The following is a 13,828-nucleotide window of genomic DNA, read 5'->3' as shown; positions in this document are numbered from 1 at the left end:
AATGGTAAAGGAGTAAAATCATGATTCAAATTGAACATCTCAGTGTTGCTTACCAGCAAACACTGGCCTTGGAGGATCTTTCCCTCACCATCCAGGGTCCAACCATCCTAGGAATTCTTGGACCCAACGGTGCGGGGAAATCAACCCTGATCAAGGCCATGCTAGGACTTCTCCCTCATTCGGGAAAGGTCCTGCTCGATCAACAAGATCTCGGCCAAGTTCTTCAACGAGTGGCCTACGTCGAACAAAAGACAGCTATTGATTTCCACTTCCCCATCACGGTGCGGGAGTGTGTCTCACTAGGCCTCTACCCCCATCTTTCTATCTTCAAGAGAAAAAGCAAAGAGGATCTCCAAAAGGTGGAAGATGCCTTGAAACTTGTCAATCTTCTTGATCTAGCAGATCGCCAGATTGGTCAACTATCCGGTGGTCAATTCCAACGGGTGCTGATCGCCCGTTGCTTGGTCCAAGAAGCAGATGTCATTTTTTTGGATGAGCCCTTTGCTGGGATTGACTCTGTCAGCGAAGACATCATCATGCAGACCCTCCAGACCTTGAAACAAGAAGGCAAGACCATTCTGATCGTCCATCATGACCTCAGCAAGGTTCCAGCTTACTTTGACCAAGTCCTCCTCCTTCATCGCAAACTGATTGCTTTTGGGAAAACAGAGGAAACCTTTACCAAAGAGAATCTGCATGCAGCCTACGGGCATGAACTCTTTATAGGAGGTGGAGTCGGATGATTACAGAATTTATCGATGGATTACAGCAATTCCACTTCTTACAGAATGCCCTGATCACAGCCATTGCTATCGGGATTATCGCTGGAGCTGTCGGATGTTTCATCATTTTACGAGGCATGTCTCTCATGGGAGATGCCATTTCACACGCGGTCCTTCCGGGGGTAGCTCTGTCCTTTATCCTGGGCATCAATTTCTTTATTGGTGCCATTGCCTTCGGGCTTTTAGCTTCCATCCTCATCACCTATATCAAGAGCAACTCCATCATCAAGAGCGACACTGCGATTGGGATTACCTTTTCTTCTTTCCTCGCCTTAGGAGTCATTCTAATCGGGGTTGCTAAAAGTTCCACCGACCTCTTCCACATCCTCTTTGGGAATATCTTGGCCGTGCAAGACCAGGATATGTGGATGACCATCGGTGTTGGGGTGGCAGTCTTACTGGTGATTGTCCTGCTCTTTCGTCCCCTACTGCTCACTTCTTTTGATCCCGTTCTGGCTCAATCCATGGGCGTCCGGGTCAAGATCTATCACTACCTCCTCATGGTGCTCTTGACCTTGGTTTCTGTCACTGCTATGCAAAGTGTCGGAACCATTCTCATTGTCGCCATGCTCATCACACCTGCTGCGACAGCCTATCTCTATGCCAATAGCCTCTGGTCCATGATGCTCCTTTCATCCGGATTAGGTGCTCTTGCCTCCATCCTGGGACTCTTTATTGGCTATAGCTTCAACATCGCTGTTGGGTCTTGTATTGTCCTCACTTCTGCCATCTTCTTTCTCATCAGCTTCTTTATCGCTCCTAAGCAGAGAAAGAATAAGCACGCTCTTTCACCTCATTAAAGGAGAAACACATGAAAAAAATCGCTTCTGTCCTCGCCCTCTTTGTGGCGCTCTTGTTCGGCCTGTTGGCCTGCAGCAAAGGCTCTTCTTCCAAGTCCTCATCTGATAAATTGAAAGTGGTCACCACCAACTCCATCCTCGCAGATATCACCAAAAATATCGCTGGGGACAAAATCGAGCTCCACAGTATTGTCCCTGTCGGTCAAGATCCCCACGAATACGAACCGCTCCCAGAAGATGTCAAAAAAACCTCACAAGCAGACCTCATCTTCTACAACGGCATCAACCTCGAAACCGGTGGCAATGCTTGGTTTACCAAGTTAGTCAAAAATGCCAATAAAGTAGAAAACAAGGACTATTTCGCTGCCAGTGAAGGCGTCGACGTCATCTACCTAGAAGGTCAAAACCAAGCTGGAAAAGAAGACCCTCACGCTTGGCTCAATCTCGAAAACGGGATTATCTACGCTAAAAACATTGCCAAACAATTAATCGCCAAAGATCCAAAAAATAAGGACTTCTACGAAAAAAATCTAGCAGCCTACACTGAAAAACTCAGCAAGCTAGACCAAGAAGCCAAGCAAGCATTCAATAACATCCCAGCAGACAAGAAGATGATCGTAACCAGCGAAGGTTGCTTCAAGTACTTCTCCAAAGCCTATGGCGTCCCATCTGCCTATATCTGGGAAATCAATACCGAAGAAGAAGGGACACCTGAACAAATCAAAACGCTGGTAGAGAAATTGCGTCAAACCAAAGTACCGTCCCTCTTTGTCGAATCCAGTGTCGATGAGCGTCCTATGAAAACTGTGTCTAAAGATACCAATATCCCAATCTTTTCAAAAATCTTTACTGACTCAATTGCCAAAGAAGGCGAAGAAGGCGACAGCTACTACAGCATGATGAAATGGAATTTGGAGAAAATCGCAGAAGGTTTGAACAAATAAGATTCCAAACTGATTAGATTCTCAAACAAATTAGTGGCTCTTCCCCCTTCATTGATGTACAATGAAAAGAAAAAAGGAGTCTTTGCTATGACAACATTTTTAGGAAACCCTGTTACCTTTACTGGATCTCAACTTCAAGTTGGTGATACTGCTCATGACTTTTCACTGACTACACCAAACTTGGAGAAAAAATCTTTGGCTGATTTTGCTGGGAAGAAAAAAGTCCTCAGCGTGATTCCATCTATTGACACAGGTATCTGTTCCACTCAAACACGTCACTTCAACCAGGCCCTCTCTGACATGGAGGACACTGTGGTCTTGACGGTTTCCGTCGACCTTCCTTTCGCTCAAGGCAAATGGTGTGCTGCTGAAGGGATCGAAAATGCCATCATGCTTTCAGACTACTTCGACCATTCCTTCGGGAAGGCTTATGGCCTCTTGATCAATGAATGGCATTTGCTCGCACGCGCTGTCTTGGTCCTAGATGCGGACAACAAGGTCACATACGTTGAATACCTCGATAACATCAATAGTGAGCCCAATTACGAGGCTGCAATCGAAGCCGTCAAAGCACTTGGATAAACGAAAAAGAGGTCTACGACCTCTTTTTTTTAATATAAACAAACTACTTTTACATAAAAGAACCTAAATGATGCTGAAAAAAATTAAAATGAGGTAGACACTATTAGGCTTATTCAACATACATTGAAACTTTCCGCCGTGAGAAAAGTGCCTGGAACATAATTGTTTCAGGCACTCGGAATTATTGAGACCTTAGGCTCAATAATTAGTCTTGGAACTTCGAAGAAGTTCGCTGACGTCCGTATTCACCTAAGGAAAGTTTCTAAGAGTCCTTTGTCTTCAATCCGAAAGAGGACTACTATAAAATCCGATGGAGTCCATTCTGGAGGAGGACTCGCCAGCGTAAGCGTGGGATGCCTCTGAGGAAACTCCGCACGCGCCGTGCTACCTGTTGCTTGTAGCTCTTGCCTCCTTGTGCAAAGGTTCCCTTCCGGCTCCAATAACCCTGCTCTCCGCGGTCATTCTTCGGAGCTAGATAGCGAACACCTTGCTGATAGAGAACCTTCTTGCGAAAAGCTGGATCCCATGGTTTAACGGGATCGATATCCAAGTCCTTATGGGTCCGGCCCTTGGCTAAGCCATAGTTGAAACTGGCTCCATTGACAATGCCATTTTCAGAAATCTGATACGGATCCACTTCGTTGAGAAACTGGCCACCCTGATCCAGGATATACTCAGTATGAAATTTGAGCAAGACCTTGAAGTTCAACTGGGCCTGGGCACGAGATGGGAAGGCAAGTTGCCCGTCTTGATCCACATAGACCTTATTGTGGAGACGGGCCGCCGCATAGGCATCAATACGAACTTTTTTTGTAACCTGCAGATAGGCTTGCAGAGCTTCTTCATCACTTGCCTCTCTACTCCCAAAGTGCTTTCGAATCCACTGGGCCTGGTAGGCAGAGAGCAGATAGCGAAACTGGTGGATCTGGCGTTTTAAGAGCTGATCTCCCTCTTTACTGGCTAATGGATCCTGAGCAAAAGCTACTTGAACCACTCTTGAAAAAAAGGACCAAAAAGATGAATGAGGGGGGCAATCTGGCCAGAACCGCTTCAGTAAGAAGGCAGTCTCCTCACAGGTCCCCGATAAATCCCGTGGCATAAGACAGAGATGCATGGCCCCTTTTAAGAGGGCCTGGGCACGACCTTCCGTCAAACCCTGCAATTCTCTCTGCCACATCTCTTGGAAAAGAGGACTGGCAAAAACAAAGACAGAGCGGTAGCAAGCTCGCCTTCTTGCTTCATACTCACAAGACTGCAATCGGCTTTCTAAGTAGCTGAGACCTCTGGTCGTCCAGCCCAGTTTTTCCAATTCCTGTCCTCGCATCTGCCCCCTCCTTTCCATATTGTTTTCGGTTTATGCTTCTATACTATCATCTTTCTCCCTCACAGACAATTCCTATCCACTGGCCAAGCCATTTTGCGCTTTTTTTGATATACTAGAAGAAGCGAAGAAAAGAGGACCCTATGACACCTAATAAAGAAGATTACCTCAAGTGCATCTATGAAATCGGCACGCAACATGAAAAAATTAGTAACAAAGAGATTGCGGCCCGGATGCAGGTTTCGCCTCCAGCCGTGACTGAGATGGTCAAACGCATGATCTCGGAGAATCTCCTCATCAAGGACAAGACCCACGGCTATCTGCTTACCGAGCTCGGCCTCCAAACGGTTTCTGATCTCTTTCGCAAGCACCGCTTGATCGAAGTGTTCTTGCTCAAAAAACTTGGCTATACGACTGAAGAAGTCCATGAAGAAGCTGAAGTGCTCGAACATACTGTCTCCGACCGCTTTATCGATAAACTAGACCAAATGTTAGACACTCCCAAGACCTGCCCCCACGGAGGAACCATTCCACCGAAAGGAAAACTTCTCATCGAGGCTTACCAGGACCGTTTGAGTGATGTCAGCGAACCGGGAACCTTTCGTTTGCGAAGAGTCCAAGATAGCTTTGAATTGCTGAATTTTTTAGACCAGATCCAGCTATCCATTGGAGATGACATTCTCTTCAAAGGCTACGACGATTACACTGGCCTCTATCAGCTCCAGATCAAAGACCAAGACATCCAGATCAATCATCTGATTGCCCAACAACTTTACATAGAAAAGAGAGTGGGATAGAAATCGGTCATTCGTTAGAATTCGATTTCGTCGTTCCACCTCCGCACAGTTGAGTAGGGCTGTAAAAGCTGATGGAATCAGCGTAGTAGAGCCCACTCAACCACTGCGTCTTGCTCGACAATCCAAAGACAATTGAGAGGCTAGGACTTTTGTCTCAGCCTCTTTTTTCTTGCTACGGATTTTTCGTATCGAGGATGATGGTCACTGGGCCATCATTGATGAGTTCAATTGCCATATCTGCAGCGAAGACGCCTCGTTTGACAGGGAATTCCTTTTCCAACAAATCATTGAAGTCATCGTAGAGCTGGCTGGCCATCTCTGGACTAGCTGCCCCAATAAAGGCTGGACGATTGCCTTTTTTTGTCTGAGCAAAAAGGGTAAACTGCGAAACAGAGAGGATTTCCCCTTGAATATCCTTGACAGATAAGTTCATCTTCCCTTCTTCATCCGAGAAAATCCGCATTTGGGTGACCTTCCGCACCGCATATTCCAGGTCCTTCTGGTCATCCTCCGGACCCACTCCCACTAAGAGAAGAAGCCCTTCTTGAATCTGACTATAGACTTGACCATCAATGGAAACCGAGGCCCTTTTGACCCGTTGAATCACTAATTTCATCTTATTATCCTATTTATACAATCTATTGGGCATTCACTGCTAAGCTTCAAAGAACATCGACCTCAGTCAAGGTCGTGAGACGAAGACAGTACTCAAGTACGGCAAGGCAAGCTAACCAAGCTATAAAAGAGTTCTAACCATGTTCTACTTGCTTCAAAGAAAATCAACTTCAGACAAGGCAGTGAGACGCAGGCATAACTGTAGTTAGGCCAGTCGAAACTAACGCAGTATGAAGTCGATTTTCGCAGAAGACTAGCCGTTGGTACGCTTAACAGAGTACACCTCCGGCACACTCTTAATCTTATCCACCACCGTTGTCAACATGGACAGGTTTGGAATCCCGAAGGAAATGTGGATATTGGCAAACTTCATATCTTTAGTCGGTTGAGCATTAACAGTTGAGATCATCTTAGCCGTATTGGACAAGACTTGGAGGACATCGTTGAGAAGACCTGCACGGTTGAGGCCGTAGATATCGATATGGGCGATGTAGTCCTTGGTCGTGTTATTGTCTTCCCACTCGACGTCAATCAAGCGTTGCTCGTAGTTGTCTTGGGCCCGCAGGTTCATGCAGTCTTGACGGTGGATGGCAACCCCACGTCCTTTGGTAATGTAGCCGACAATAGTATCCCCTGGGACGGGATTGCAACACTTAGCAATCCGGATCAAGAGACCAGAAGCCCCTTGGATGACCACGCCACCTTCATGGCGGACCTTGAGGGTGTCTTTTTTGTTTTCAACCTTGACTTCGCCGCCTTTGACCAGCTCCTCAGCTTCTGCACGCGCCTTGGCCTTTTCCTCTTCTCGACGCTCTTCCTCCGTCAAACGATTAAAGACAGAGATGGCTCCGATTTCTCCAAAACCGATGGCCGCAAACAAGGCCTCTTCGGTCTTGTAGCTGGTCTTTTGCAAGACCTTGTCCATGTGCTTCTTATCCATGAACTTGTTGGCAATCATATCATGCTCATGAAATTGGGCCATGAGCAACTCTCGTCCACGGTTGATCGAGAGTTCCTTGTCTTGGTTCTTAAAGAATTGGCGGATCTTATTGCGGGCCTTGCTGGTCTTGACGATATTGAGCCAGTCACGACTTGGTCCAAATGAATTTGGATTGGTGATGATTTCAACCTGGTCACCCGTTTTCAGCTTGGTAGTCAAAGGAACCATACGGCCATTAACCTTGGCACCAGTCGCTTTTTCCCCGATCTTGGTATGAATCTCATAGGCAAAGTCAATCGGTCCAGAATCCTTTGGAAGAGAACGAACCGCTCCATCTGGAGTAAAGACATAAATCTCTTCAGCCAGATAGTTTTCTTTGACCGTATCGACAAATTCCTTGGCATCATCCGCCTGGTCTTGGAGTTCCATCATCTCCTTGATCCAGTTCATCCCAATAGCCGATTCTTTGCTGTTGACTTGGCCCTTGATTCCTTTCTTATAAGCCCAGTGTGCCGCAACCCCGTACTCAGCAACCTCGTGCATTTCCTTTGTACGGATCTGGAACTCGATGGGACCTTTTGGACCGTAAACAGTGGTATGGATGGACTGGTAACCATTGGCCTTCCGATTGGCGATATAGTCCTTGAAGCGACCTGGCATCGGCTTCCACAACTCGTGGATATAGCCCAGCATGGCATAGACATCGCTCGGTGATTCCAGGATACAGCGAATGGCAATCAAATCATAGATTTCATCAAAGCGCTTCTTCTTATCCTGCATCTTGCGGTAGATGGAGTAGATATGCTTAGGACGACCATAGATTTTCCCATAGAGGTGGCGTTCTGCCGCATAGGACTCGATCTTTTGGACAACTTCTTCTACCAAGGCTTCCCGCTCGCGACGCTTCTCCTTCATCATATGGGAAATTTTATAGAACTCGACTTCATTCAGATAACGGAAGGATAGATCTTCCAATTCCCACTTGACGCTAGAAATCCCGAGACGGTGGGCTAGCGGCGCATAGATTTCCATGGTTTCCTGGGAAATCCGTTCTTGCTTGTCCTTGCGTAAATGCTTCAAAGTCCGCATGTTGTGCAAGCGGTCTGCTAGCTTGACTAAAATGACACGGATATCTTGAGACATGGCCATGAGCATCTTGCGGTGGTTCTCTGCCAACTGCTCTTCATGGGACTTGTATTTGACCTTCCCGAGCTTGGTCACTCCATCAACAATCACTCGGACATCATGTCCAAATTCGCGTTCTAAATCATCTAGGGTCGCGTCTGTATCCTCGACAACGTCGTGCAAAAAACCACAGGCAACGGTCACAGCATCCAACTTCAATTTTGCCAAAATGCCGGCAACTTGAATAGGGTGGATGATATAGGGTTCACCTGATTTACGGAATTGCCCACTATGGCAGTCGACTGCATAAAGGAGAGCTTTTTCTACAAATGCAACATCCTCTCCCGACAAGTATTTTTTGGTAAGGGCAATAACCTGGCCCCCTGTTAAAGGTTCTTCTTTCGGCATCTAGTTTTCTCCACTTTCTTGCCTTCTATTCTATCACTTTTAGCTCTATATGAAAACTAGTCCGATTGACTTTCATGCTATTTGAGGAGCTTTCCAGCACTACCAGCCAGTAATCCCGAACGTAGGCTCCCTTTTTATACAAATACTCCATTTTTTATAAAAAATCCATTAATTTGTAATATATAAAAAATAAGAAAACGAATAAATTCTGGACAAAATAAGATATAATAGAAAGACATCAATTTATTTAGGAGGACAACCATGTCATCATTCCGTAAACAGGCTGCCCTATTCAGCCTTGCTGCTGCTTTCTTGGCAACAACTACTGCCCAGGCAGATGAAGCGACAAGCTCAAGCACAACTGATTCGTCAGCAACTGCTGTCACAGAGGCAGCAACTCCTGCGACTAGCACTGAAGCAACAGCTAGCAATACAAATCCGACAACTAGCGGAGAAGCCGCTGCTACAGCAAGCGAAGCGACTCCTGCTGCACCTCAAAATACCGCAAGTGACGCAAAAGCGAACACTCCAGTTGAGGGGCAAGAAGTCGATGTCCGTATCCTTGCGACAACGGACCTTCATACCAACTTGGTCAACTATGACTATTACCAAGACAAACCCTCACAAAATGTCGGTCTGGCAAAAACTGCTGTCTTGATCGAAGATGCAAAAAAAGAAAACAGCAATGTCCTCCTCGTTGATAACGGAGATACTATCCAAGGAACTCCTCTTGGGACCTACAAGGCCATCGTCAATCCTATCAAAGATGGTGAGCAACACCCGATGTATACAGCTCTTCAAAAATTGGGCTTTGATGCAGGAACGCTTGGAAACCACGAATTTAACTACGGACTAGACTACCTTAAAAAGGTCATCGCAACAGCTGGTATGCCGATCGTCAATGCCAACGTTGTGGATGCAAAGACTGGTAAATTTGTCTACGACCCATATAAGATCATTAAAAAGACCTATACTGACAAGAACGGTCGTTCCGTCGATGTTAATATTGGGGTAACAGGGATCGTCCCTCCACAGATCCTCAGCTGGGACAAGTCCAACCTCGAAGGCAAGGTCAAAGTCAATGACTCCGTCGAAGCCATCCAAGCCATCATCCCAGAAATGCGCAAATCCGGAGCAGACGTCGTCCTCGTCCTTTCTCACTCTGGTATCGGAGATGACAAGTATGAAAAAGGTGAAGAGAACGAAGGCTACCAAATTGCCAGCCTCCCAGGTGTTGACGCTGTCGTAACAGGACACTCACACGCAGAATTCCCTAGTGGAAATGGAACTGGCTTCTACGAAAAATATGCTGGTGTAGACGGTGTAAACGGTAAAATCAACGGCACACCGGTTACCATGGCTGGAAAATACGGCGACCACCTCGGGGTAATCGACCTCAATCTTCGTTATACCGATGGTAAATGGTCTGTTGTTGGAAGCAAGGCTGCCATCCGCAAGATCGACACCAAATCAAAAGTAGCCGATGAGCGCATCACCGAGATTGCGAAAGAAGCGCATGAAGGAACCGTCAAATACGTCCGCCAACAAGTCGGAACTACTTCTGCTCCAATCACTAGCTACTTTGCCCTTGTGAAGGATGATCCATCTGTCCAAATCGTGAACAATGCACAGATTTGGTATGCTAAGAAAGAGTTGGCAGGAACTCCAGAAGCCAACCTTCCAATCCTCTCTGCTGCGGCACCATTTAAGGCGGGGACACGTGGGGATGCTACTGCCTACACAGATATCCCAGCTGGCCCAATCGCTATCAAGAACGTTGCTGACCTTTATCTCTATGATAATGTCACTGCCATCCTCAAGGTGACCGGTTCCCAACTCAAGGAATGGTTGGAAATGTCTGCTGGTCAATTCAACACGATCGACCCGACTAGCAAAGAGCCTCAACAGCTTGTCAACCCTAACTACCGGACCTACAACTTTGACGTCATCGATGGGGTAACCTATGAGTTCGACGTGACCCAGCCAAATAAATACGACCGCGAAGGAAAAACGGTTAACCCAGATGCTAGCCGTGTCCGCAATTTGAAATACCAAGGTAAGGAAGTAACTGCGGATCAAGAATTTATCGTTGTTACCAACAACTACCGAGCTAACGGAAAATTCCCAGGCGTTCGCGATGCTAGCCTGAACCAACTCCTTGGATTGGAAAACCGCCAAGCTATCATTAACTATATCTTGGAAGAAAAGAATATCAACCCAAGTGCAGACGGTAACTGGCGCTTTACAAGCAGCATCAAGGATGCAGACGTTCGCTTCTTGACCGCTGATAAAGCCAAGGATCTGGTTGGTAAAGATGGAGATGTCGTCTACCTTGAACCGTCTAAACAAGAAGGATTTGGAGAATTCCGCTTTGTATATGTGGAACCAAAAGTAGAACCTGAAACAAAACCAGAAGAACCAACACGTTCTGAAACAAGAACCCCTTCATTTGTCTTTGTACCGAACCATCAGAAACCGGCACAAGATGAAACCATCACCTTATCTCATAGCCAACAAACCATTACCCTTCCTGCGCCAAGTCAAGAAGGAACTCGCCCTGTAGAAGCTCGCCAAGAAACTGCTAAGCCAGCATTCGCTTCTTCTATCAGCGAAAAAATCTTGCCTGAAACAGGAGAACGTGCTTCTATCTTAGCCCTTGTCGGATTGGTGATGACTAGTCTTGGCTTCCTTCTTCCATCTCGTAAGAAAGAAGAAAACTAATTCTTTCCTAGTCAAAAAAATAACGCGTGAAGATCACCTTCACGCGTTTTTCATTAATTCTGTGACAACACTCACTGCGCTGAGAGCGTAAAGTGGCGCTGTTTCTGCTCGTAGGATGCGAGGACCAAGTCCTGCAAGGACCGCTCCCTTGGCTGTAAAACTTTCAATTTCTGCAGGGGATAAACCACCTTCTGGACCAAAGATAAAGAGCAGTTTAGCTCCTTTTTCAAGACCAGCGACAGCTTGGATAAGCGCAGCTGATTCTCCTTCTTTAGCTGACTCTTCATAGGCCACCACGATGCGGTCAAATTGGTCGAGTTGGGCTAGAAAGTCTGCTTTTTTCTCAAAAAGAGTAATGCTTGGTACCACGTTCCGCTTGCTTTGCTCGGCTGCTCCAAGGGCGATTTTTTCTAGTTTTTCGACTTTCTTGCCCAATTTTTTGTCATCCCACTTGGCGACTGACCAGTCTGCGGGAAAGGCCCAGATTTGACGAGCACCCAGCTCTGTCACCTTTTGAGTGATAAACTCCAGCTTATCCCCCTTAGGAAAGCCTGAAGCGATGGTCACTTGAATAGGCAGTTCCACATTGTCAGCTAATTCCTCGATTAGCTCCAACTGACGCGCCTCCACATCTACCACGCGCGCCAAGCGCTTGATGCCATCATCAAAGACTAGAACCACCTCGTCATCTTCTTTCAAGCGCATGACCTGAAACATGTGCTTGCTGGTTTCCTTATCCTCGATGGTAACAGGAGAGATGGCGCCACCCTTGATAAAATACTGTTGCATGCTAGCCTCCAATCACACCAGAGATATCCTTGGTCTTCTTGAAGACACAGGCATTCCATTCTCCTTGGATCATATGGGTTTCAAGGAAAAATCCAGCTGCTTCTGCTGACTCACGGACCATGTCCCACTTGTCCTTGATAATCCCACTCATGATGAGATAACCTTCGTCCTTGACCAAGCGATAAGCATCGTCCGTCAGATGGATAAGGATATCCGCCAAGATATTGGCCACGATGACATCTGCCTCAATCTGCACACCCTTAAGCAAATCTCCTGGGGCTACATGAATGTTTTCCATGCCAGGATTGAGCTCAATATTTTCCTGAGCGACCCGAACTGCCACATCATCCAAGTCATAGGCGAAGATTTCCTTGGCACCAAGTAGCGAGCTGGCAATAGAGAGAACGCCTGAACCAGTCCCCACATCGAGCACCGTTTCGCCACCACGAAGAACCTGCTCCAAGGCAAAGAGGCTCATCTTGGTCGTCGGGTGGGTTCCTGTTCCGAAGGCCATACCAGGGTCCAACTTGATAATCTTTTCTCCCGCCGTCGCCTCATAGTCCGTCCATGACGGTACAATGGTCAAATCATGGGTAATGCGAGCTGGTTCATAGTATTTCTTCCAGTTGTCGGCCCAGTCTTCCTCAGCCAAGGCAGTCGTACCCATCTTGACGTCTCCCAGATCCATAAAGTCGGTTAAGTCTGCTAAGCGAGCCTGCAAGTCCGCTTCAACTGCTGCTACATTAACCGTATCCGGGTAGTAGGCCGTCACCACGATTTCTTCTTGTTGCTCGACCTCCGGGAAAATCTCACCAAAGCGGTCCACATTTCCCACATAATCCATGCTGTCTTCAATTGCTACCCCTTGGGCACCTAACTCAATCAAGAGATTGGAAACTAATTCCTCTCCCTCACGCTTGACTGTAACTTTTAACTCTTGCCATGTTTCCATTTTGTTTTTTAAAAAAATTACCTCTCTACTAGATCAAAAATAGTTTTACCAATAACGACAATAAGGTTGTCTCTTAATTTTTTCTCTGACTCTAAGTCTATACCACTATTCTGTATAAATTTGTCTTCTACCATTTTATATAAACGCTTCACTCTAGTGGGATTCCCTGGATCAAAATGAGGTACATAATTGTAAATTATGACAGGAACAGAACCGCTGATTGATCGTTCAGCGATCTGACTCCAGATATACCTATCAGTATCTCCCAAAGAAACCCCATAGAGAATAATGATGTCAGAGTTTTTTATAATATCACTATTCTTTACATCCATATTTTCTCTATAGTTCTTCAAAACTAAATTTTTTATTAAAGATTCTTTTTGTTCTTCATCAAAACTATTTGAAATTTGTGTATCATCGCTAACTCCTAAAACCGTGCAAATATCTACTGTCCCATGTACATGAATTGGAGATTTAATATAAAAATTATAACTATTGTTTCTTAATTTGTTTTCAAATGATTTTCTCGATCTATCAAACAATGTATCGAACACATTTGTATAATTAAGGGTTAATATATTCACGATGTCATGTTGATATAAATTTTCTTTATATTTTTTATCGATAGTAGATTGATTGATTACAGGGAGAGATTTTTTCATATCATTTAGAGTGCTTTCAAAATCTATTACAATACCTTCCTCGAGATTTTGTTCTTGTTGTAATCGTAGATATTTTCTTAAATCGTCAACTACTTCACTAAAATCGTCTATAAATTCCTCCTTCATTTCTATACTTGAGGAAATGAGGTCGTTATCTTTTGTTAATTTACCAATTGACAACTCAAAATCTGACCAATTTTCATAATCATTTACTTCATCAGAAAATAGAGACTCATAAATGAAATTTGAGTATTCTTCCTCGTTCTCTTTCCTACTTATGTAAACCTTATTTTGAAATTCATAGAAATCCCTATATCTTGTTTTCAAACCATATTGCAAATCCAAACCATTTCCAACTATATAAGTAATATTCATATCTTTAAATTTTAC

The 13,828-nt window shown here is 45.4% G+C and carries 12 protein-coding genes; 6 read left to right on the top strand and 6 right to left on the bottom strand.

Going from position 1 to position 13,828, the window contains the following annotated elements:
* Positions 1–20 precede the first annotated feature (20 nt).
* From DW738_RS08505 to tpx, 4 genes are all read left to right on the top strand, one after another.
* Entirely contained in the window at positions 21–743 is a 723-nt protein-coding gene (locus DW738_RS08505; protein WP_023022125.1) for a metal ABC transporter ATP-binding protein, read from the top strand.
* On the top strand, positions 740–1,582 hold the full coding sequence (locus tag DW738_RS08500; RefSeq protein WP_123160814.1) for a metal ABC transporter permease: 843 nt from the start codon (positions 740–742) through the stop codon (positions 1,580–1,582). The genes DW738_RS08505 and DW738_RS08500 overlap by 4 nt, the downstream gene beginning before the upstream one ends.
* An 11-nt stretch (positions 1,583–1,593) precedes the next feature.
* Complete coding sequence (fimA, locus tag DW738_RS08495) at positions 1,594–2,526, top strand: metal ABC transporter substrate-binding lipoprotein/fibrin-binding adhesin FimA (protein ID WP_123160813.1); 933 nt, start codon at positions 1,594–1,596, stop codon at positions 2,524–2,526.
* Between the two features lie 87 nt (positions 2,527–2,613).
* The gene (tpx, locus tag DW738_RS08490; protein ID WP_009732121.1) at positions 2,614–3,108 is read left to right on the top strand and encodes a thiol peroxidase; all 495 of its coding nucleotides are present in this window, start codon (positions 2,614–2,616) and stop codon (positions 3,106–3,108) included.
* A gap of 298 nt (positions 3,109–3,406) precedes the next feature.
* On the opposite strand, the gene DW738_RS08485 is transcribed toward tpx, so the two are convergent.
* Positions 3,407–4,432: a DUF3114 domain-containing protein gene (locus DW738_RS08485; protein WP_123160812.1), complete on the bottom strand. Its 1,026-nt coding sequence runs from the start codon at positions 4,430–4,432 to the stop codon at positions 3,407–3,409.
* Positions 4,433–4,572: 140 nt separating this feature from the next.
* Between DW738_RS08485 and DW738_RS08480 the strand changes: the two genes are divergently transcribed.
* On the top strand, positions 4,573–5,226 hold the full coding sequence (locus tag DW738_RS08480) for a metal-dependent transcriptional regulator (RefSeq protein ID WP_123160811.1): 654 nt from the start codon (positions 4,573–4,575) through the stop codon (positions 5,224–5,226).
* 172 nt (positions 5,227–5,398) lie between these two features.
* Here the strand turns inward: DW738_RS08480 and dtd are convergent, their stop codons facing one another.
* A complete protein-coding gene (dtd, locus tag DW738_RS08470) occupies positions 5,399–5,842 on the bottom strand; it encodes a D-aminoacyl-tRNA deacylase (protein ID WP_023022120.1) in 444 nt (147 codons plus the stop codon).
* Between the two features lie 252 nt (positions 5,843–6,094).
* Positions 6,095–8,314, bottom strand: coding sequence for a bifunctional (p)ppGpp synthetase/guanosine-3',5'-bis(diphosphate) 3'-pyrophosphohydrolase (locus tag DW738_RS08465; protein WP_006595074.1), 2,220 nt, complete (start codon positions 8,312–8,314; stop codon positions 6,095–6,097).
* A 261-nt stretch (positions 8,315–8,575) separates the two neighbouring features.
* Between DW738_RS08465 and DW738_RS08460 the strand changes: the two genes are divergently transcribed.
* Positions 8,576–11,035, top strand: a complete 2,460-nt coding sequence (locus DW738_RS08460; protein ID WP_123160810.1) for a bifunctional 2',3'-cyclic-nucleotide 2'-phosphodiesterase/3'-nucleotidase — start codon at positions 8,576–8,578, stop codon at positions 11,033–11,035.
* 39 nt (positions 11,036–11,074) lie between these two features.
* Here the strand turns inward: DW738_RS08460 and DW738_RS08455 are convergent, their stop codons facing one another.
* The 3 genes from DW738_RS08455 to DW738_RS08445 are packed head-to-tail and all read right to left on the bottom strand — an operon-like array spanning position 11,075 to position 13,813.
* On the bottom strand, positions 11,075–11,824 hold the full coding sequence (locus DW738_RS08455) for a 16S rRNA (uracil(1498)-N(3))-methyltransferase (RefSeq protein ID WP_123160809.1): 750 nt from the start codon (positions 11,822–11,824) through the stop codon (positions 11,075–11,077).
* Between the two features lies 1 nt (position 11,825).
* Positions 11,826–12,776 (bottom strand): 50S ribosomal protein L11 methyltransferase, encoded by a 951-nt coding sequence (prmA, locus tag DW738_RS08450; protein WP_023022116.1) that lies wholly within the window; start codon positions 12,774–12,776, stop codon positions 11,826–11,828.
* Between the two features lie 17 nt (positions 12,777–12,793).
* Positions 12,794–13,813, bottom strand: coding sequence for an AbiH family protein (locus tag DW738_RS08445; RefSeq protein ID WP_042507493.1), 1,020 nt, complete (start codon positions 13,811–13,813; stop codon positions 12,794–12,796).
* Positions 13,814–13,828: the final 15 nt, after the last annotated feature.

This window comes from Streptococcus sp. AM28-20 (assembly GCF_003603595.1).
Lineage (GTDB): Bacteria > Bacillota > Bacilli > Lactobacillales > Streptococcaceae > Streptococcus > Streptococcus ilei.
Note: the sequence above shows the minus strand (reverse complement) of the source record. Positions and strands in the feature narration are given on the sequence as shown.